Genomic DNA, 21397 nt, shown 5'->3' on the forward strand with positions numbered 1-21397 from the left:
TCATGGCCATAGCAAGAGGTTACGCTGCTACGGATGCAGATGAGCCGTTGGTTCCGTTCACTTTTGAACGGCGCGAGCCCAATGCAGATGACGTGGTCATCTCGATCCAGTATTGCGGCGTTTGCCATTCCGACATCCATACCGTCCGCAATGAATGGAAGAACGCAGTTTATCCCATCGTTCCGGGGCACGAAATCGCAGGTGTCGTCACCGCGGTCGGTGATGCGGTTACCAAGTTCAAGGTCGGCGACAAGGTAGGCGTCGGCTGTTTCGTGGATTCCTGTGTTGGCTGCGCCAGCCGGGATGTCGACAATGAGCATTATCTTCCGGGCCTCATCCAGACCTACAACACCTTCGACACCGAAGGAAAGGCGCGGACGCAGGGCGGATATTCCGACCATATCGTCGTCAAGGAAGGCTATGTCCTTTCCATGCCTGACAATCTTCCGCTCGATGCGGCAGCACCGTTGCTCTGTGCAGGCATCACCCTCTATTCGCCGCTGCGTCACTGGAATGCAGGTCCCGGCAAGCGTGTGGCGATCGTCGGCATGGGCGGACTCGGACACATGGGCGTCAAACTCGCCAATGCCATGGGTGCGCATGTTACGGTTCTAAGCCAGTCACTTTCCAAGAAGGAAGATGGCCTCAAGCTCGGCGCTCATGAATATTATGCGACTAGCGACGCGACCACTTTCGAAAAGCTGGCGGGATCGTTCGATCTCATCATCTGCACGGTTGGCGTCGCCATCGACTGGAATGCCTATCTTGGCCTGCTCAAGGTAAACGGAACGATGGTTGTCGTTGGCGTTCCCGAAGACATGGTGCCGGTGCATGCGTTTTCGCTCATTCCCGGCCGCAAGTCGCTTGCAGGATCGATGATCGGGTCGATCAAGGAAACACAGGAAATGCTGGACTTCTGCGGCCAGCACAACATCGTTTCGGAAATCGAGAAGATCAACATTCAGGAGATCAACGAAGCCTATGAACGCGTTCTGAAGAGCGACGTACGCTACCGCTTTGTCATCGATATGGCTTCGCTGGAAGCCTGAAATCGATAATCTGCGCGGCGCCAGATCGCGGTGCCGCGCAGATCATTTTCATTCAGCCTTGGTTACATCGTTATCGGCGCCGGAGATCGAGATTGTCGGTTCGGCGGAACCGCCTGCAAGCGACCAGGTCACCTGATGGTTCGCGCCGCTGACATCGAATTGCGAAGGTCCATCGACCTTCACGTTGACGATATTCTCCGCGCCGGAAACCTCCAGAATTGAAGGGTCCGTTCCTTTCTTCAAGGTGGCGGTTACCTGATTGTTCGACACTTCAACGATCAGATTTTGCGTTGCTCCGCCCGAAACCGTGTTGTCCGTGCCGGATACCGAAAGCTTCCGGGCGTTTTCGAACGTCACTGTATGAGAAACGCCATGTATGGTGACATGGCCGCATTCTCCCTTGAGCTTGACGTTATTCTCCGCACCGTAAATCCCGACATCGCCGGAGGTGCAGGTGATTTCCCTGCCGAGGCCCACGCCTTCGATTGTCTGTTCGTCGGCGAAAGACGATGGTGCTGCAAGAAGTGTCAGGCTGCTTGCCAGCAATGCAATTTTCAACATCTCGACCTCTTTTACCAAAGCCATGTATGGCGATTATTAACCATAGCTCATCTGTTCTGTATAGATATGGCATCATGTCGACCGATGGTTGATCGATTTAAACATATTGCTTATCGCTTATTATCAAGAGCTGAACTACACTTGGCTATGCAGCGGGGGAAGTGCAGCTTTGGGACTCGACCAGAACACTTTGTTTTTTGCGACAGGTATCTGCTCTCTGGCAGTAGGGCTGACGATTCTCAGCGTCTGGTATCAGAACTCGCGTGACAAATTTCTGCTCTGGGGCTGCCTTGGCATGATCCTGCTCGGCACGGGGGCAGTACTTTACTATGCGGGGCCTTTGCCGCTGGCTACGGCCTCCATTGTCGCCTTCGCTCTGGAGAGCGTCGGTTTCATCTTCCTGATTGTCGGGTCACGGCAGATTTCCGGACGTCCGATACAACGGAGCTTTCTGGTCGTTCTGGCGATTGCCGTCATATGCGCAACCACGCTGCCTATTCTGGCCGGGCAGACGGGCACCGGCACGGCGATCTTCAACCTGACTTCGGCCCTGTTGCTCCTGCTGACGGCGAAAGAATATTTCCATGTCTATCGGGAAGCGCCGGTCCCGGTCATTGGCATGATCGTTCTTTATACCCTGACAGCGATTTCATTCTTTCTGTGCGGCGCTTTCATCCTGCATCAACAACAGTGGGTCATGACTACGATCCCAAGCAATTGGGCCGAAGATATCAATGCCATCACCGCCATCATAGGCATTACGGGTATTGGCGCGCTGTCGCTGAATTTCACCCAGTCGCGCATTGCGCGTCGTCATGCCAACGAGGCGCGTACCGACAGCCTGACCGGATTGCTGAACCGGCGCGCGCTTTATGACGTGCTGGACGATAATGAACTGCAGCTCGGGGATTCAGTCGTGATCTTCGACCTTGATGCTTTTAAATCCATCAATGATACGCATGGCCACATCGTCGGGGATGAAGTGCTGTACACGTTCTCCAACGTTCTGCGTAGTCATGTCAAAGGTCAGGCTCTCATCTCCCGCATCGGCGGTGAGGAGTTCGTTCTGATCCTGAGGCAGAAACACAATAGCGATGTTCTTGCCTTGGCCGACACGATCCGGAAAGCCTTTTCGGCGATCGTGTTCGAGGCTTCGGCTGGAGATTTTTCAACGACGACCAGCGCAGGCATCGCTTTCTGCATGCCGGGTAACGAAGATTTCCAAACGGCCTTCCGCAGGGCAGATGCGGCGCTCTATCGTGCCAAGCATCTGGGCCGCAACAAGGTCTGCACCGAACTGCACAGCGTCGCTTGAGCTTCTTTCAAATGAAAAGGGCCTGAAATCAGGCCCTTTTCGCTTTTCATTCCGTCATTACATCACGTACCGAAGCGCTCTTCGCTGAGCGCCGCCGCCATCAGAGCCTTGGTATAATCTTCGCGCGGGTGATCGAAGACCTGTTCGGTATCGCCCTGTTCGACAATCTTTCCGTTCTTCATCACAATCACATAGTCCGAAACGGCCCGCACGACCGCCATGTCGTGGCTGATGAAGAGATAGGACAAGCCGTGGTCTTTCTGCAGGTCGCGCAACAGGGCGACGATCTGCTTCTGCACCGAACGATCGAGTGCGCTTGTCGGCTCATCGAGCACTATCACGCGCGGTTTCAGGATCATCGTGCGCGCAATGGCGATGCGCTGGCGCTGGCCGCCGGAAAATTCGTGCGGATAGCGATTACGCATGGCCGGGTCCATGCCGACTTCCCGCAGGGCCTCCTGCGCGCGACGATCACGCTCTTTCGCCGAAAGGTTCGGTTCGTGGATCAGAAGCCCTTCGGTGATGATGCGTCCCACCGTCATGCGCGGGCTGAGCGAGCCAAAAGGATCCTGAAAAACGAGCTGCAATTCGCGGCGTTTCGGACGCATCGCCTGCGATTCCGTCGGCAATTCCTTGCCGAGATAAGCGATGCGGCCTTCTGATGGGAGAAGACGCAGAATAGCGCGACCGAGCGTGGACTTGCCGGAACCGGATTCACCCACGATGCCGATGGTCTGGCCTTCTTTCAATGTCAGCGAGACATTGTTGACGGCGGTGAGATAGTTCGCAGCGCCGAGCCACGGTTTGCTGATAAGAAAATTGACCTTCACATTGTCGGCGCGAACAAGCACCGGCGCGTCGTCACGGGGAGGGGCTTTTTCGCCTTCCGGCTCCGCATCGAGCAGCATCTTCGTATAGGGATGCTCCGGTGCGGTGAAGAGCTTTTCCGTTTCGTTGGTTTCAACCACTTCGCCCGAACGCATCACATAGACCCGGTCGGCAAAGCGCCGCACGATGCCGAGATCATGCGTGATGAAGACCACCGCCATGCCCAGCCGCTTCTGCAGATCGGCCAGAAGATCGAGAATCTGCGCCTGAATGGTGACATCTAGCGCGGTCGTCGGTTCGTCCGCAATCAGGATATCCGGCTCGTTGGCGAGCGCCATGGCGATCATGACACGCTGACGCTGCCCGCCCGACAGCTCATAGGGATAGCTGTCGATGCGGCGCTCAGGCTCCGGAATGCCAACCAGCTTGAGCAGTTCAAGAATACGCGGGCGCGCCTGCTTCTTGTTCATGCCGCGATGATAGCGAAGCGGCTCGGCAAGCTGGTCGCCGATGCGGTAAAGCGGATCGAGCGACGTCATCGGCTCCTGAAAGATCATGGTGATCTTTGCGCCGCGGATATTGTTCAGTTTCTTTTCGGACATGCCGATCAGATCCTGACCGCGATAGAGCGCCTGGCCGGTTGCCTTGCCGTTCTGGGCCAGAAGGCCCATCATTGCCATGGTGGTCTGGCTCTTGCCTGAACCGGACTCGCCGACAATGGCGATGGTTTCACCAGCTTTGACATCAAGATTGATGCCGCGCACTGCCTCTACCGGACCGTCATGCGTGTCGAATGTGACCTTCAGGTCGCGCACGCTCAGAATGTTTTCACTCGTCATCTCAGCGATCCTTCGGGTCAAGGCTGTCGCGCAGGCCATCGCCAAGGAAGTTCAGCGCAAACAGGATGATGGTCAGCGTTGCGGCAGGCCAGATCAATTGCCAGCTTGCGCCGCGCATGTTCTGGGCACCTTCGGAAATCAGCAGCCCCAGAGAGGTGAGGGGGTCCTGAACACCGAGACCGAGGAAGGAGAGGAGACTTTCGAGCAGGATTGCCTTCGGCACCAGCAACGTCACGAAAACGATGACCGGGCCGAGCGCATTCGGAATGATGTGGCGGGTGATGACACCGCGCCGTGTCGCGCCTAACGCTTCCGCAGCCTGCACAAATTCCTGACGTTTGAGGCTCAATGTCTGTCCGCGCACGATGCGCGCCATATCCAGCCATTCCGTCGCGCCGATGGCGATGAAGATGATGAAAATGGATCGCCCGAAGAAGACGAGCATCAATATCACAAAGAAGATGAAGGGCAGCGAATAGAGAATATCCACGAGCCGCATCATCACATTATCGATGCGCCCGCCGAGATAACCGGAGACAGCGCCATAGGACACGCCCAGAACCAGTGCCATCGCCGAGGCAAGCAGGCCGATGGCAAGCGACATGCGCACACCGATGAAGATGCGCGTCATCAGATCGCGGCCCAGATTATCGGTGCCGAGCAGGAAATAATTACGCGCCACGTCGAGGGTCAGCTTGCCCGACAGCCCGTCAGTAGCGATCTCGATTTTCGGATTGCTGAACAGGTCGGAGCGCTGGAAATAACGCAGCACACGCTCGTCCGTCGGACGCTGTGCGGTAAAGTCGACAACGACATTGTTGCCGTTCAGTTCCGGCTCGCCGGCAGCTTTCAGCCGCGCCCGGGCAAGTTCGCGTTCAAGACCCGGCATGATTGTATCTTCACGCGGATAGGCTTCGAGGCTCGGTGCCACACGCACGAACTGCGGATAAATCTTATCATAGGGGTGCGGGCTCAGCATCGGGCCGAAAATGCCCAGAAAAGCCATCAGAAAAAGGACGATAGCGCTTGCCACGGCAGCCTTGTTCTTGCGCAGGCGCAACCATGCGTCCTGCCAGAGCGAGCGGCTCGGAACTTCCAGCCGGGCTGTTTCCGTCGGTACAGTAAGATCAGTCATAGCGAACCCTCGGATCAAGCCATGCATAAAGAAGATCGACGATCAGGTTGAACACCACGACGAAGACCGAAATGACAACAACGGTTCCCATGACGAGGGTGTAATCGCGGCTAAGCGCGCCCTGCACGAAGTAACGACCGATGCCGGGAATGCCGAAGATCGTCTCGACCACGACCGAACCTGTGAGCAGGGCTGCAGCCGTCGGGCCGAGATAGGAGACGGCGGGGAGCATGGCGGCACGCAAGGCATGCACGCCCACGACCACACGCGATGGCAAGCCATAGGCGCGGGCGGTGCGCACGTGATTGGCGCGCAATGCCTCAATCGTCGCGCCACGCACGAGACGCGCAATGACGCCGACCTGCGGCAATGCAAGCGTCAGGACCGGCAATATCCAGTAGGTTATATTGGCCGAAGACCAGCCGCCCGCCGGAACCCATCCGAGAATGACACCGAACAGAAGGCTGAGGAGAGGGGCCACGACGAAGTTGGGCGTGGTGATGCCGAATGTAGCCAGCGCAACGACGAAATAGTCGACAGCTGAGTTCTGCTTCAATGCCGCCAGCGTGCCGAGGAATGTTCCGATGATCGCTGCAAGCGTCAGGCCGAGTGTGCCGAGCATGATCGAAACCGGCAGGCCGGAAGCGAAAAGATCGTTTACCGAGAAGTCGCGTCGCGTGAAGCTCGGTCCAAGATCGCCGTGCAGAAGATTGCCCAGATAAATCAGATACTGCTGCCACAGCGGCGCATCCATATTATAGGCCTTCTTGAGGTTCTCCAGGATCAGTGGATCAATCGGCCTTTCAAGGTCAAAAGGTCCGCCGGGCGCAAGCCGGATCAGAAAGAACGTCAGCGTGATGATGATGAATATCGTGGGTATCGCACTACCCAATCGTCGGAGCGTATAGCCCAGCATGTTCTTTTCCCTTCTTTGCCGGATCGCTTTGAACGATCCGGCAAATCCCACTAAGGGCGTGTTTCATTTTGTTTTTAGTTCTTTGTCGATAACCAGCGCGTGCCGTGCGAATTCATGAGGTTATCTTCGTAACCCTGAACACGGTCGGCAACGAGAGCGGTGGACGAATAATACATCAGCGGCACGACGGCCCCGTCCCCGAGCAGTATCTTCTCTGCTTCAGCGAGGATTTTTGCGCGCTCGGCGAGATCGGTCGTGGTTGCGGATTTCGCCATCAGCGCGTCGTAATCCTTGTTCGACCATTCGGCATAATTGAAGTAATTGCCGGTGGTATAAAGCTCCAGGAACGAATTCGGATCGTTGTAATCGCCGATCCAGCCATCACGGGTGATGTCGAACATCCCCTTTTCCTGAAGGTAGTTGTAGAAGGTGGCGCCTTCGACTTCGTTGAGCGTTGCCTTGATGCCGATATTGCCCAGCATGTTGGCAAGCGCTGCCATGGTATTCTTGTGGTTTTCCGAGGTGTTGTAGCGCAGCGTCACGGAAAGGCCACCCGGTTGGACACCGGCTTCGTGCAGCAATTCCTTGGCTTTATCTTCGCGGTCCAGCACATCTTCGTCGGCGAAATCCAGCTTCGGCGCGTCCTTGACGTAATTCGCAATGCCGGGCGGCACCATGGAACTGGCTGGCAGCATCACGCCACGCCAGACTTCATTGGCGAGGAACTCACGATCGACGGCCATCGATATGGCCTTGCGCACGCGCGGATCGCGCAGCTTGCTCGATGGCTCGCCTTTGATGTCGACATAATAGATGCCAAGATAGGGAGCGAGGCGGAACTGACCGCCGAGGTTCTTTTTCACATAGTCCATCTGTTCGGCAGGAACATCGGAACAGATATCGACTTCCTTCGCCTCGAAGCGGCGCATGCAGCTTGCGCGATCCTCGAACGGTATCCAGTTCACCGCATCGATCTTCACATTGGAAGCATCCCAGTAATTCGGGTTCTTCTTCATGGAGATCTTGTCATTGGGAGTGAAGCTGACAAGCGTATAGGCGCCATTGGTCACCATGTTGCCGGGCAGGGTGAACTTGTCGCCGAACTTCTCGACAGCCTTTTTGTTGACCGGGAAACCGGTCTGATGAGTGAGAAGTTCGAGGAAATAAGGGGCAGGGTTCTTGAGAGTGATTTGCAGCGTCTTGTCGTCAAGCGCCTTCACGCCAAGCTGATCGACCGGCATCTTGCCGGTGGCAACTTCCTCGGCATTCTTAATGGCGTAGAGGACGCTGGCATAGCCGGCAGCCGTCTTCGGGTCCATGATGCGGCGGAAGGAAAACTCGAAATCGCCAGCAGTTACGGGATCGCCGTTCGACCACTTGGCATTTTCGCGCATATGGAATGTGTAGGTGAGGCCGTCTTCGGAAATATCCCACGATGCAGCCGCTCCGGGAATGGCTTCGCCCTTCTCGTTTTGCGCCAACAAACCTTCATAAAGGTCGCGCAGAACACGGTTTTCCGAAACGGTGGTTGTATGGTGCTGGTCCAGCGTGGCGGGATCAGTATCGTTGCCCCGGTTGAGCACTGTTTCTGCCGATGCGGCACCGGCTAGCGCCATCAGGCAAACGCCTGTCATCAAGAATCCGCGAACCATTGAAAACTCCCATATGCTTATTAAAAAATGTTAGCCCCGACAAAAGAGGGCCCTCCGGAACTGCCGGAAGAGAAAAGGGCCGCGCCAACAGGCGCAGCCCAAGCTGAAAATTTATTGTTTAAACGAGAGCCAGCGCGTCTTGTGGCTGTCCATGAGGTTGTCGTTCCAACCGTCGATCTTGTCCGAAACAAGGGCGCGCGACGAATAATAGAGGATCGGGATATTGCTCATCTCATCGAGCTTCAGCTTTTCAGCTTCAGCCAGCGTCTTGGCGCGCTCGTTGAGATCGAGAATTTTTTCCGCCTTTGCCATCAGCGCATCGTAGTCGGCGTTCTTCACCTTGGAATAGTTGAAGCTCACATTGCTCTGGCTGATGAAAAGGAAGTTCTGCGGATCGTTATAGTCACCGATCCAGCCTGCACGCGCGATATCGAACGGGCCATCGTCGCGCATGAAGTTGAAGTAGGTCGCACCTTCGGTCTCGTTCAGTGAAGCCTTGACGCCGATATTGCCGAGCTGATCGGCGATGGCGGCCATGGTATTCTTGTTGTTTTCCGAAGTGTTATAAAGCAGTTCGATCGAAAGCGTGTTCGGTTCGACGCCAGCTTCCTTCAACAGTTCCTTGGCCTTGTCTTCGCGTTCCAGCATGTCGTCGGAATAGTCGAGCTTCGGCGCATCCTTCACATAATTGGCGATGCCCGGAGGAACCATCGAATAGCCCGGAAGCATGGTGCCCTGCCAGACCTGATCGGCAATGAAATCACGGTCGATGGCCATGGAAATCGCCTGACGGACGCGTGGGTCCTTCAGCTTGCTGTCGGCGGTCTTGCCCTTTACCGGCAGATAATAGACGCCGAGATAAGGCGCCATGCGGAATTCCTTGGAAAGGTTCTTCTTCACATAGTCCATCTGCTCGGCCGGAACGTCGGAGCAAATCTGCACTTCCTTCGCCTCAAAACGGCGCATGCAGCTTGCGCGATCCTCGAACGGTATCCAGTTGACCGTATCGATCTTCACCTGATCCGCTTCATAGTAATACGGATTCTTCTTCATCACGATCTTGTCGTTCGGTGTGAAGCTTTCCAGCATATAGGCGCCGTTCGTCACCATCTTGCCGGGCGTGGTGAACTTGTCGCCATTTTCCTCGACGCTTTTCTGGTTCATCGGGAAGCCGGTCTGGTGGGTCAGAAGCTCAAGGAAATACGGAGCAGGGGCGTTCAACGTGACCTTGAGCGTATGGTCATCGACGGCTTCAACGCCGAGCTGGTCAGTCGGCTTCTTGCCACCGGCAATATCTTCGGCATTCTTGATGATGAACAGCATGCTGGCGTACCCGGCGGCTGTCTTCGGGTCCATCAGGCGACGGAAGGTGAACTGGAAATCACCGGCCGTGACCGGATCGCCGTTCGACCATTTTGCGTCATCGCGCAGATGGAAGGTGTAGACCGTACCGTCTTCGGAAACATCCCAGGATTTGGCTACGCCCGGAACTGCTTCGCCGTTTGCGTTCTGAATAGTCAGGCCGTCATACAAGTCGCGCATGACATTGCCTTCAGCCACCGTCGAGGTGCGGTGATGGTCCAGTGTCGCCGGATCAGTGTCGTTGCCGCGATTGAGAACGACTTCAGCCGAAGCTGCGCCAGCCAGAGCCAGAAGACACACACCCGTCAGTAGAAATTTACGATACATTTGAGAACCCCTCCTTTGAAATTTTTGAAATGGCCCGCATCTTATGGATAAGCGCGCCACTTGCAAGAGAACTTATCAACACTTTGACTTAATTAACATATTCACATTTTCTTGAGCGAATTAAGTGCTCGAATTCTGGTACGGAACTATGGGTTTTCGCCGGATTTACAAAGTAGAAAGGCTCGCTGAGCGCGCCCGAAAAACGCCGTAATTTCCGCCGTTTGCGACGTTTGAATGTCAGCTGAAACGAGGTGGAAAAACGGTCCGATTCGCTGGAAGTTACATGCTCGTTTTCAGTGCCATTTCTCTAGTGCTTGGTGCCGCGAATATTCAGGGCTCAGATGTCGACAGCGCTGCAAGCGGTTGTTGCTGTGTTTCAAGACAGATGGATATGGGTTGGTTCCATAATACATATTATCTGATTTATGTTGAGACCAAGGGAAACTTGATCACTCATGAAAAGAAGCGCCTTTTCAGGCGCCTCTTTCTGTTTGTCTCAGAATGTCAGCTGGAGCGCGATCAGGCCTTGCCACGCGTCTGACCCGTTAAGGACAGACTTTTTGTCACGCCAGCGCACGTAAGAGATTTCGGGCGTGACCGTGAAGCCAGGAACCAGTTCGTAAGCGACGTTTGCCGTCGTGTAGAACGTGTCTGTGGCATCGTAGGAAAGCTGGGCATTGATGATGGCCTTGTCGGATATTTTGTAAGCACCGCCACCCCAGGCAGCCCAGTCGCCGCCCCATTGGCCGTAGAAACTATTGATCGCGCGAACCTGGCCTGCAACTTGTCCGTTGTCGCCTTTGACGTCCATATAGCTGTCTTTGTTGGACTTAAAGCCACCCATGGCCCATACGGACAGCTTGTCATTGATGTTGAGATTGCCACGCAGCTTGCCCGCCCATTTTTCGTTCCGGGCATCGTATGCAGCAACTGTAATGACCGCGCCCCAGTCTTGGGCATATTTCAGACCACCAACGATGTGCGGGGTATAGTCACTGATAGTGCCATCAAAGCCATATTGCTTATCTGTATCGAGATTGTTGCCCTGTTCCAGCGACAGGATCGCCGAAATGCCGTTGCTGCCGGAGTAGGTATAGCTGATCAAGCCTGTACGATAGCCGCCTGCAAGGATCACATCATCGTTAAAGACGTCGCCGAGATACCCCACGAAGGATATGAACGTCGAAAAATCGAGGCCGACACGCAGTCCCGCCAGATCGATATATGCAACGCGCAACGAGCCGGTGGAGCCGGAATCCTTGCCATTGCCCCACTGAAAACGGGTTTCCGCATAGGTTTTTAGTGTGCCGAGCTCCGTTTCGGATGCCGTGCTGGCACGCAATGTGAAACGGGCAGAATTGTCCCAGCTATCGCGCTTGCTGTTGCGCTGGAGATGAGGTGTGCCGTCCTTGTCAGTGAAGCCGCGGCCATAAACATCGTCCCCGCCCTGCATAAGATAGCGGACATAGCCATGTATCCGCAGGCATGTTTCAGTTCCGGGAATATAAAAATATCCCGCGCCGTATGCGTCACAAACCCGGACGTATTGTGTCGATTCCGGTTCCGGCGCGATGACTGCGTCAGCACCATAGGCTGCAGATGCACTGCATGCCGTCGCAATGCAGCCTGCCAGCGATAAAGTAAACTTCATGTCCCCTCACAAATATAAAAATATGACCGGAAATACTTTCCCGGCCTAAAACGTCGTCAAGGTAAAACATAAAAATGTTTTCTATAATCGCAAATTCTAATAAGCGAATTATAGTGCGTGCTTATATGTGTGCTATTAAAGTAATTATCACAATAATTAGGGAGTTATTACTTAAAATAGTAAGATTAAAACAAGAAATATACAGTCGATGCGTCTGGCGACTCCGGATCGGGGTCGCGCCATCAATGGGAGGGTTTTATGCATCGCAGTTTCTTTCTTGCAGGCGCTTGCTGTTTTTTGTTGGTTACCGTCGCGTCAGCTGGAACCGTGTTGAACCGTGATAGCGGCAGCGATCCATCAACACTGGATCAGCACCGTACAACGACGGTCAATGAAAGCGCTTTGTTGCGTGATCTCTATGAGGGGCTTGTTACCGAAGATGCAAAGGGCGAGCTGATACCGGGTGTGGCGCAGTCGTGGGATATTTCTCCCGACGGACTGACCTATACGTTCCATTTGCGCGCGGGTGCAAAATGGTCGAACGGCGATCCGGTTACCGCAGGTGATTTCGAATATTCGCTGCACCGTATCATCGACCCGAAGACTGGTGCGGGTTATGCCAATGTTCTCTATGCGATCAAGAACGCCAGAGAAATCAATACCGGCAAGCTCCCACTGGATCAGCTGGGCGTCGAGGCGCTTGACGACCGCACGCTGAAAATCACGCTTACGTCCCCTACCCCTTATTTCCTCTCACTGCTGACCCATCAGACGACCTTGCCGCTAAACAGGAAAGCCGTCGAGAAATATGGCGACAAGTTCACTCTGGCGGGAAACATGGTGTCGAACGGTGCTTATACATTGGCCAGCTTCACACCAAATGCGCAGATCGTCATGAAGAAAAACCCGAACTACTGGGATGCATCCAATGTAAAGATCGACGTGGTGAACTGGATTCCATTCGAGCAACCGGCGTCGTGCATGCGCCGGTTTGAGGCCGGGGAGATCGACATTTGCGGTACGGTCCCCGCCGAGCAGATGGACTACATCAAGTCGAATCTGGGGCATAATCTGCGTGTCGCCCCCTATTTCGGCACCTTTTATGTCAGTGTCAGAGGCGAACCGGATAGTAAGCTGCGCGATCCTCGTGTGCGTGAAGCCATATCGATGGCGATTGATCGCAAGTTTCTGGCCAATGAAATCCGGCGTGGCATGATGATGCCGGGTTATTCGATGGTGCCTCCCGGTACTGAAAACTATGTCGTGGACGCGCCCCGGCTGGATTACATGAATCTCGATATTCTGGATCGTGAGGACAAAGCCAGGGAATTGCTGAAGGAGGCCGGTGTCGCACCGGGAAGCCTGTCGGTCAAGTTGCGCTATGCCACTTCGGTCAACAACCAGAACACGATGATTGCTATCGCAGACATGCTCAAGAATATTGGTATCAATGCTTCGCAGGACGAAGTGGAGGGCGCGACTTATTTCAATTATCTGCATGAAAAAGGCATGTATGATTTTGCCTATCAGGCATGGATCGGCGATTACAACGACGCCTATTCCTTCCTGAGCATGTTCACGACCGACAATTATTTCAATAATTCCGATTGGTCGAACAAGGATTATGACGCGCTGATTACAAAATCGGAAACGATGACCGACACCGGAGCGCGGGCTGAAACCCTTGCTCAGGCTGAGCGCATTCTGCTGAAAGAGGTTCCGGTCATCCCACTGCTCTATCCTTCATCACAAGCGCTCGTGGCAGACAAGGTTGAAGGCTACAGCGACAATCTGATGAACATACACGCAACCCGCTGGCTGTCTCTTCAAAGCAAATGAAATAGAGGCTGGTTGTATGGCCATCGCGCGGACGGGTTGCGCGGTGGCCTGATTCCAATGTTTCAATCAAAACAGGAAATGCTCTAGCATAGCACTTTCAACTGAATCGGTTTCCGACGAGATCAAAACGGTGGGGTATGAAACCAGCAATCGAGCAGCTCTTTCCCGGCTTTGAGATGCGGGAAGTGGAAACGAATGATGTTCGTTTTGCGGTCATGACTGGTGGTAAAGGCCTGCCGGTTCTGTTGCTGCACGGTTATCCGGAAACCATGGCTGCATGGCATCGCATTGCCCCTGAACTCGCCCGCTCCCGCACAGTCGTCGTGCCTGATCTGCCGGGCTATGGACGAAGCCGCATCACGTCCAATCCGGTTGGTGCCGGATCAAAACGCCGGATGGCCGCTAGTCTGGTCGCGTTGATGCAGGCGCTCGGGCATGAGCGGTTTGTTGTGATCGGGCATGATCGCGGTGGGCGTGTCGCCTATCGCATGGCACTGGATCACCCGGACAAGGTGGTTGGACTGGTATCCGTGACGGTCGTACCGACTCCGGAAATGTGGGAAGGCGCCAGCAAGGCTTTCGGCATGGGGGCGTGGCACTGGTTCATGCTGGCACAGCCCGAACCGCTGCCTGAAATGCTTCTTTCCGGCAATCCTCGTTTCATGATCGATACAACCTTGCAGAAGATGGCGCATGGTCTCAACAAGCTGCATCCGCTTGCACTTGCGGATTATCGGGAAGCCTTTGACAGTGCGGAAGTCCGGCACTGGATATGCGAGGATTACCGCGCAGGCGCAGGTGTGGACGAAGCTGACGATCTTGCGGATCGGGCGGCAGGACGGCGCATTCATGCGCCGGTTCTGGTTTTCTGGGAACAAGGCCGACGCTATGGCGGCGGGCGCGAACCGCTCGATATATGGGCAGACTGGGCCATCGATGTTGACGGCGAAGGACTGGCTGGCGGGCATCTTCTGCCTGAGATGGCTTCAGGTCCAATACTGGCTGGGTTAGACCCGTTTCTGCGGAGAATCGATGCCGGTGCATTGGCGGCAGAACAAGTACGAGACCGTTAATCTTATTGAAAATCCCGCTATGTGGCTTTATGCGAAAGCAATCTTCCATATTTTTCCGTGGCAGAGACGTAATGAAATTTTGTTTGCCGGGCCTAGCAGGAAATCTGTTGCGCCAGGCTGACACCCGCATCGGAGGAGAACCGGAATGGATTTCACCCTGACACGCCGTCAGACATTGATGGGACTTGGTGCGTTGGGCATCAGCACGGCTTTCGGCTCCCCTGCCCGCGCCGCGACGCGAAATCTGGCCGTTCTCCATCTGGCGAGCCATGCGCCGAGCTATATCGCGCACGAGCGTGGCTATTTCAAAGATGCTGGTCTCGATATCGAGTTGAAGTTCTTCGAAGCCGCCCAGCCCATGGCTGTTGCCATCGCATCCGGCGATGCCGATTTCGGTGTGACGGCAATGAGCGGCGGTCTGATCAGTTTGGCCGACAAGGGTGCGATCAAGGTCATCGGCGGTGCGCTTGCAGAAGAAAAAGGCATTACCGGCAATGTCATTCTGGCCTCCAACAAGGCCTATGAAGGCGGGCTGACGGAACCGTCCAAGCTGGCGGGACACAGTTTTGGCATCACCACGGCAGGATCGTCATTCCATTTCATGGCGCACAAGATTGCCAAGGCCAACAATATTCCTCTTTCTGAAATCCAGCTGCGCCCATTGCAGAAGCTCGGCGCTGTTGTCGGTGCCCTGTCGACCGGGCAGATCGATTCCTGGGCCATCCAGCCCAATATCGCCAAGAAGCTCATCCGTGAGGGCGCTGCAAAGCAGATCGGTCTCGTCTCCGATTATGCGCCGGATTATCAGGTCACGACAGCATTCACGTCTACCAGGAATGCGTCCGACGAGCGCGCCATGACCGAAGCCTTCGTCAAAGCCTATTCCAAGGCAATCGACGATTATAATGCGGCCTTTGTCGACAACACTGCAGACGATGCAGCGCGCGACGACATTGCAAAGATCGTGCACAAATATGTCGAAAGCGACAGCCCGTTCGAGACGGCAAAACAGAACCTGATCGATGGTGCTATGCGCATCAACAAGGGGCTGGCCTTGTCGCTCAACAGCTGCGTGGAGCAGCTCGACTGGTTCCGCTCCGAAGGCATGGTCAAGGAAGCCGTCACACAGGAAAAGCTGTTCGACACATCCTATGTCAAGACAATTTGAAACTGGCTAAGGCTGGTTGAAACTGAACATTCCGGGCCGGCAGGTTTTGTCGGGCGCAAAGCCCGACGACAGGTATTCCAAACCGGGATGCGCGTCAAAACAACGAGATAGAGCGCGGATTTGATCCAATCATATCGAAACGCGCTCTAACGTCGAAGGGCGGACTTTCTGACTGGAGTTGAAATGGATCTGCAACTGAAAAACATCAGCCATTCTTATGGTCCGGTCGAAGTTCTCAAAGATATATCGCTTACCATCCCGCAAGGGCAGATCGTCTGCCTGATCGGCCCTTCGGGCTGCGGAAAGTCCACGCTCCTGCGTTTTCTGGGCGGTCTTGAGCGGCCATCCTCGGGCGAAGTGCTGCAGATAGGTTCGCCGCCGAAGGATTCACTCAATCCCCTCACCTATGTTTTCCAGCACTTCGCGCTGCTACCATGGCGCAGCGTGGAAGGAAATATCAAGCTGGTGCTTGAGGATCATGGTCTTGGCCGGGCGGAAATGGACAGGATCGTAACCAATGTTCTGGAGCGCACCCGGCTGTCGGATTTCCGACAGGCATTGCCGAAGCAGCTTTCGGGTGGCATGCGCCAGCGCGTGGCGATTGCACGCGCCTTGTCGGTACGTCCTGCCGTTATGCTGATGGATGAGCCCTTGTCGGCGCTCGATAGCCAGACACGGGAACTGCTGATGGATGACCTGATTGCGCTGTGGACGCGCCAGCCATTCACCTCGGTCTATGTCACGCACAATCTCAACGAGGCGGTGCGGCTCGGCCATCGGGTGGTGGTGCTGTCGCGACGGCCGGGACGGATCAGGGAGATTGTCGACATCGATATTCCCCTTTCCGAGCGTCATCTTGGCGACCCCGTTCTGGAAGAAAAGCAGAAGCAGCTCTGGGAGCTGATGCGGGCGGAAGCGCAGGCAGCAGATCAGGAGTTGATCAATGGTTGAGATCGCAGAAATGAAGCAATCCAGTCAGGATGTTCGCCCGGTTCCTTTCCGAGGTGGCGGTTTCGCACCTCAGCCGGTGCGCCACATGGCCCTGATCCTGTTTATAGCGCTGTTGGCGCTGGCGGAAATCGGAACCCGCAGCGGCTTCATATCCAATCTGACATTGCCGCGCCCATCCGCCGTGCTGGAAACCTTCGTCCAGCTCTGGCAGACCGGCCTTCTGTGGCAGCATCTGCTGCCATCGCTGCGGCGGCTTGTTGTCGGCGCCAGTCTCGGTATCGCGGTCGGTGTGAGTCTCGGGGTAATGATCGGCTTGTTCAGCTATGTTCGCGCCGGTCTGGTGCCGCTCGTTGCCGCTCTCTTCCCGATCCCAAAGATCGCACTCCTGCCACTCTTCGTGATCTGGTTTGGCATCGATGAAATGTCGAAATATATGCTCATTGCCTTCGGCACCTTTACGCCCACCGTCGTCGCCACTTACGGCGCGGTCGATAATGTGGATCGTTCGCTTGTGCGCATGGGCCAGAGCTTCGGTCTCGGATGGTGGTCGATCGTGCGCAAGATCATCCTGCCCGGCGCATTTCCTGCGATCCTGTCCGGGCTGCGAGTGTCGATCTCCATCGCCATCATTCTGCTGGTTGCAGCCGAAATGCTCGGCGCCCAGTTCGGCGTCGGTTCCTATATCCTTGAAGCCGGATCGCTCTACGATCTTGAAAAGCTGTTTGCCGGAGTCACAATCCTGTCGGTGATGGGACTGATCGTCAATTTCATCATTGGGCAGATCGAGAAGCGTTTCTTGACCTGGCGCGGCTGATCGCAATAATATTTCGTATAGACATATTATTGTCGACAGAATGAAATGCGTTGTCCGCTTTTCGTTGCATGTTCTTACCGGGACGTTATACGAAGGGACTCTATCGCAAATTTTTGCGTCTCATTTTAGATGGCAAGATTCCGCGTCTTGTCTGTTCCCCCATTCATGAGGCGCTACCCGAAAAGGAGCGGAAATATGAGCCGTTATGGCAAAGCACATCGTCAGTTCACCGGATGTGACGAGCGATGAGCGCCGAACCAAGCCGTATTCAGCCGGAAGCAACACGCAAGACCGCAATCGCGCTCAAGGATGTGCAGATTTCGTTCAAGCTGGCCGATGGCGGCCGCTTCGATGCTGTCGCCGAAAGCAATCTTGAAGTTGCTGAAAACGAGTTCGTGGCGATTGTCGGTCCGACCGGCTGCGGAAAATCCACATTGCTCAATGCCGTTGCCGGGCTTCTCGTACCAGCCAGCGGTACGGTCGAAATCAGCGGCCAGCGGCTGCAGGGTCTCAATCGCAAGGCAGGTTATCTTTTCCAGCAGGATGCCCTCATGCCCTGGAAGACTGTCTTGGACAATGTCTCCATCGGGCTGGAAATTGCAGGCACCTCGAAGGCTCAGGCGCGCGAACAGGCCCGTGAGTGGCTCGGCCGCGTCGGTCTTGCAAGTTTCGGCGACCGCTATCCGCATATGCTGTCGGGTGGACAGCGCAAGCGCGTCGGCCTTGCGCAGGTGCTGATCCGCAATCCGAAATATCTGCTGATGGATGAACCCTTCGGCCCCCTCGACGCGCAGACGCGGGTTATCATGGGCGACCTTCTGCTGGACCTGTGGTCGCAGGACAAGAAGGCGGTCATGTTCGTGACCCACGATCTGGAAGAGGCTATCGCGCTGGCGGATCGCGTCGTCATCATGTCCGCCGGGCCGCGGGCCCGCATCATGGCCGAATATAAAATCCCCCTCGCCCGCCCGCGCGAGATTTCCGAAATTCGTCTCGACGACAAGTTTCACGAAATTCATCGCGAAATATGGAGCGCGCTCAAGGAAGAGGTTCTCAAGGGCTATCAGCAGACGAGCGGGGAAAAGAAATGAAAAAGCCTATGCTGTTTCTGGCGCAGCTCAGCGTGGCTGTCGCCGTTATTCTGGTCTGGCACCTCTTCACCGCCACCCATCTGCTAGGCAATCCGGCCAAGGCGAAGTTCTTTTTTGCGACGCCGGGCGATGTGGCGCTGCGCATCTATAAATGGTTCGCTGATGGAACGATCTGGTATCACCTCGGCATCACGTTGCTTGAAGCCATGCTGGCCTTTGCCATTGGCGCAATTGGCGGCGTGCTGATCGGGTTCTGGTTTGCACGCAAGCCCCTGCTCGCGGCGATCTTCGACCCTTATGTGAAGGCAGCCAATTCGTTGCCGCGCGTCGTGCTTGCGCCGATCTTTGCGCTGTGGCTCGGTCTCGGCATCTGGTCGAAGGTGGCGCTCGGCGTATCGCTGGTCTTCTTCATCGTATTCTTCAACGTCTATCAGGGCGTGAAGGAAGTGAACCAGACCGTGCTCGCCAATGCGCGTATGCTCGGCATGAACGAACGCCAGCTTCTGCGCAACGTCTACCTGCCCTCCGCACTGTCTTGGATGTTTTCAAGCCTGCATACGGCTGTCGGCTTTGCCGTCGTCGGCGCGGTTGTCGGCGAATATCTCGGCTCGTCGGCAGGGCTTGGCTACCTGATCCATCAGGCGGAAGGCGTGTTCGACGTCACCGGTGTCTTTGCCGGCATGCTGGTGCTGACCGGGTTCGTGCTGATTATCGACTGGTGTGTAACGATCGTTGAGGAACGCCTGCTTGTCTGGCGCCCGAAAGCTGCCGGACACAACGGTTAAGAGGATTCAAGGAGGAAACCATGAGAACAACACGTAGAGATATACTGCTGGGCGCCGCAGCCTTCGGGCTTGCGGGTATTGCCTCGCGCCTGCCTGCCTATGCGCAGGATGCATCTGCGACGCCGGAAAAGCCGGAGCTGATGTTCGGTGTTGGTGGCAAGCCGCTCTTCTATTACCTTCCCCTCACCATTGCCGAGCGCAAGGGTTTCTTTGAGGAAGAAGGCATCAAGGCGACCATCAATGATTTTGGTGGCGGCGCAAAGTCCCTGCAGGCGCTGATCGGCGGTTCGGTCGATGTGGTAACCGGCGCATACGAACACACCATTCGCATGCAGAACAAGGGACAGGACATCAAGGCCGTCTGCGAGCTTGGCCGCTTTCCGGGCATCTGCATCGGCGTGCGCAAGGACCTCGCAGGCGAAATCAAGACGATTGCTGATCTCAAGGGCCAGAATGTCGGTGTCACGGCGCCGGGCTCTTCAACCTCGCTGCTGCTGCAATATGCGCTCATCAAGAACGGTCTGGCAGCAGATGCCGCTTCAATCATCGGTGTCGGCGGTGGCGCAAGCGCGGTCGCAGCCGTCAAGAAGGGCGAAATTGCAGCCCTCGTCCATCTTGACCCGGTCATCACGCGACTGGAAGTGGATGGCGACATCACCTTGCTTCTGGATACGCGCACCGAAGAAGGCACGCGCCAGCTTTTCGGTGGCACCAATCCGGCCGCGACCGTTTATGTGCAGCAGAGCTTCATCGATGCAAATCCGGTAACGACGCAGCGGGTCGTCAACGCTTTCGTCAAGTCGCTGAACTGGATTCACAAGGCTTCTGCCGATGACGTGGCTGATGCTGTGCCGGAAGAGTATCTGCTGGGCGACCGCGAGCTTTACAAGACCGGCTTCGAGAAGTCCCGCGCCATGTACTCCGAGAAGGGCCTGATTGCGGAAGACGGCTTCAAGAGCCTGTTCGAAATGCTCAAGGCGCTCGATCCGGAACTGGCAAGTGCGGATATCTCATTTGCGCAAACTTTCGATCCACGTTTCGTGGAAGCCGCAAAGGCATAATCCGCGTTGGGCAGGGGTATTCCCTGCCCTTTGCACCTTCGTCGCCGGAAGTTCAAAAGCGGCTTTTGGCAAAGCGCTCCTGCAGCCATTGGGCGGCTGGCCCCTGCCGTCGCCGCTTGTTCCAGATCAGCTCAAGCGCGACCGGATGCGCACCTTCATCGAACTGCAGTTTCGGAATGACAAGTTCTGGCGCCAGCGGTGAATCCTGCAAGATATGCTCGGGAATGAATGCCCAGCCGATCCCCCGCGTGAGGATCTGAAGGATAACCCAGTGGCTCTCCACCCACCAGACTTCGGCACCCACCCGCAGACGACGGCTTTCAGCCGTATCGCTGTGCTTTCGGGCTATGATCTGGCGAAACGACCTCAAATCTTCCCAGCTGACCGCCGTATGAGCCAGTGGATGCTCTCGCCCGCAGACGAGAACCAGAGGCACCCATCCGATGGTGTGGAAGCCAAGTTCATCCGGCATCTGCTCGGCGCGCCACATCACGCCGAGGTCCGCCTTTCCTTCCAGCACAAGCCCGCTTATTGCCGTTGACGGCGGAAAAGTCAGCTCCAGTTCGACATGCGGGTATTCCTGCGCGAAGGCTGCGAACAGCGTCGCGATAGCCGGTTCGGGATAAAGCTCGTCGATTGCGACCACGAGACGGCTTTCAACATGATCGCCGAAATTTCTGGCGACGGAAATCAGATGTTCACGCCGGGCAAGCAGCAACCGCGCTTCCGGCAACAGCCTCGCACCCGCCTCCGTGAGCACAGGATTGCGGGATGCACGGCTGAACAGCTTGACGTCAAGATCGTCTTCCAGCGAGGAAACCAGCACACTGACGGCGGACTGCGCCTTACGCAAATATCGCGCAGCAGCGGAGAACGAGCCGTGATCCGCTGAGGCCACAAAGGCTTCTAGCTGTTCGAGTTCGATACTCATTTATCGCAAATCCAGATAGTATCTAACTTTTCTTATCGCCAGAATAAGA

General features: G+C 55.7%; 18 protein-coding genes. 10 read left to right on the forward strand and 8 right to left on the reverse strand.

All coding sequences use genetic code 11. From position 1 onward, the window contains the following. Nucleotides 1-2: 2 nt before the first annotated feature. Nucleotides 3-1049 carry an NAD(P)-dependent alcohol dehydrogenase gene (locus CES86_RS25850; RefSeq protein ID WP_094515767.1) on the forward strand — a complete coding sequence of 349 codons (1047 nt, stop codon included), beginning with the start codon at nt 3-5 and terminating at the stop codon, nt 1047-1049. A gap of 48 nt (nt 1050-1097) precedes the next feature. Here CES86_RS25850 and CES86_RS25855 read toward each other — a convergent pair whose 3' ends face one another. After that, on the reverse strand, nt 1098-1610 hold the full coding sequence (locus tag CES86_RS25855) for a DUF3060 domain-containing protein (protein ID WP_094515836.1): 513 nt from the start codon (nt 1608-1610) through the stop codon (nt 1098-1100). Nucleotides 1611-1779: 169 nt separating this feature from the next. Here CES86_RS25855 and CES86_RS25860 point away from each other — a divergent pair, with 169 nt between their 5' ends. Continuing rightward, a complete protein-coding gene (locus CES86_RS25860; protein WP_094515768.1) occupies nt 1780-2925 on the forward strand; it encodes a GGDEF domain-containing protein in 1146 nt (381 codons plus the stop codon). Between the two features lie 62 nt (nt 2926-2987). Here the strand turns inward: CES86_RS25860 and CES86_RS25865 are convergent, their stop codons facing one another. From CES86_RS25865 to CES86_RS25895, 6 genes are all read right to left on the reverse strand, one after another. After that, a complete protein-coding gene (locus CES86_RS25865) occupies nt 2988-4592 on the reverse strand; it encodes an ABC transporter ATP-binding protein (RefSeq protein WP_012092994.1) in 1605 nt (534 codons plus the stop codon). A 1-nt stretch (nt 4593) separates the two neighbouring features. Continuing rightward, a complete protein-coding gene (locus CES86_RS25870) occupies nt 4594-5727 on the reverse strand; it encodes an ABC transporter permease (protein ID WP_094515769.1) in 1134 nt (377 codons plus the stop codon). Then, nucleotides 5720-6643 carry an ABC transporter permease gene (locus CES86_RS25875; RefSeq protein WP_010658798.1) on the reverse strand — a complete coding sequence of 308 codons (924 nt, stop codon included), beginning with the start codon at nt 6641-6643 and terminating at the stop codon, nt 5720-5722. The genes CES86_RS25870 and CES86_RS25875 overlap by 8 nt, the downstream gene beginning before the upstream one ends. 74 nt (nt 6644-6717) lie before the next feature. Then, complete coding sequence (locus tag CES86_RS25880; protein WP_012092993.1) at nt 6718-8295, reverse strand: peptide ABC transporter substrate-binding protein; 1578 nt, start codon at nt 8293-8295, stop codon at nt 6718-6720. Between the two features lie 111 nt (nt 8296-8406). Next, the gene (locus tag CES86_RS25885; RefSeq protein ID WP_010658796.1) at nt 8407-9984 is read right to left on the reverse strand and encodes a peptide ABC transporter substrate-binding protein; all 1578 of its coding nucleotides are present in this window, start codon (nt 9982-9984) and stop codon (nt 8407-8409) included. A 496-nt stretch (nt 9985-10480) separates the two neighbouring features. Beyond that, complete coding sequence (locus CES86_RS25895) at nt 10481-11635, reverse strand: porin (RefSeq protein WP_094515771.1); 1155 nt, start codon at nt 11633-11635, stop codon at nt 10481-10483. 258 nt (nt 11636-11893) lie between these two features. Between CES86_RS25895 and CES86_RS25900 the strand changes: the two genes are divergently transcribed. The 8 genes from CES86_RS25900 (at nt 11894) to CES86_RS25940 (ending at nt 20417) form a co-directional block, all read left to right on the forward strand. Next, nucleotides 11894-13474, forward strand: a complete 1581-nt coding sequence (locus CES86_RS25900) for a peptide ABC transporter substrate-binding protein (RefSeq protein WP_094515772.1) — start codon at nt 11894-11896, stop codon at nt 13472-13474. 137 nt (nt 13475-13611) lie between these two features. Next, the gene (locus tag CES86_RS25905; protein WP_094515773.1) at nt 13612-14547 is read left to right on the forward strand and encodes an alpha/beta fold hydrolase; all 936 of its coding nucleotides are present in this window, start codon (nt 13612-13614) and stop codon (nt 14545-14547) included. A gap of 145 nt (nt 14548-14692) precedes the next feature. Next, nucleotides 14693-15715: an ABC transporter substrate-binding protein gene (locus CES86_RS25910; RefSeq protein WP_094515774.1), complete on the forward strand. Its 1023-nt coding sequence runs from the start codon at nt 14693-14695 to the stop codon at nt 15713-15715. Between the two features lie 183 nt (nt 15716-15898). Then, nucleotides 15899-16666, forward strand: a complete 768-nt coding sequence (locus tag CES86_RS25915; protein WP_010658791.1) for an ABC transporter ATP-binding protein — start codon at nt 15899-15901, stop codon at nt 16664-16666. Further along, nucleotides 16659-17480: an ABC transporter permease gene (locus tag CES86_RS25920; RefSeq protein ID WP_012092987.1), complete on the forward strand. Its 822-nt coding sequence runs from the start codon at nt 16659-16661 to the stop codon at nt 17478-17480. The genes CES86_RS25915 and CES86_RS25920 overlap by 8 nt, the downstream gene beginning before the upstream one ends. Nucleotides 17481-17725: 245 nt before the next feature. Further along, entirely contained in the window at nt 17726-18571 is an 846-nt protein-coding gene (locus CES86_RS25930; protein ID WP_012092986.1) for an ABC transporter ATP-binding protein, read from the forward strand. Further along, nucleotides 18568-19356, forward strand: a complete 789-nt coding sequence (locus CES86_RS25935; protein ID WP_094515775.1) for an ABC transporter permease — start codon at nt 18568-18570, stop codon at nt 19354-19356. The genes CES86_RS25930 and CES86_RS25935 overlap by 4 nt, the downstream gene beginning before the upstream one ends. Before the next feature lie 20 nt (nt 19357-19376). Continuing rightward, nucleotides 19377-20417, forward strand: coding sequence for an ABC transporter substrate-binding protein (locus CES86_RS25940; RefSeq protein ID WP_012092984.1), 1041 nt, complete (start codon nt 19377-19379; stop codon nt 20415-20417). 52 nt (nt 20418-20469) lie between these two features. Here the strand turns inward: CES86_RS25940 and CES86_RS25945 are convergent, their stop codons facing one another. Further along, nucleotides 20470-21348, reverse strand: coding sequence for a LysR family transcriptional regulator (locus CES86_RS25945; RefSeq protein WP_094515776.1), 879 nt, complete (start codon nt 21346-21348; stop codon nt 20470-20472). Between the last annotated feature and the right edge of the window lie 49 nt (nt 21349-21397).

The organism is Brucella lupini, assembly GCF_002252535.1.
GTDB lineage: Bacteria > Pseudomonadota > Alphaproteobacteria > Rhizobiales > Rhizobiaceae > Brucella > Brucella anthropi.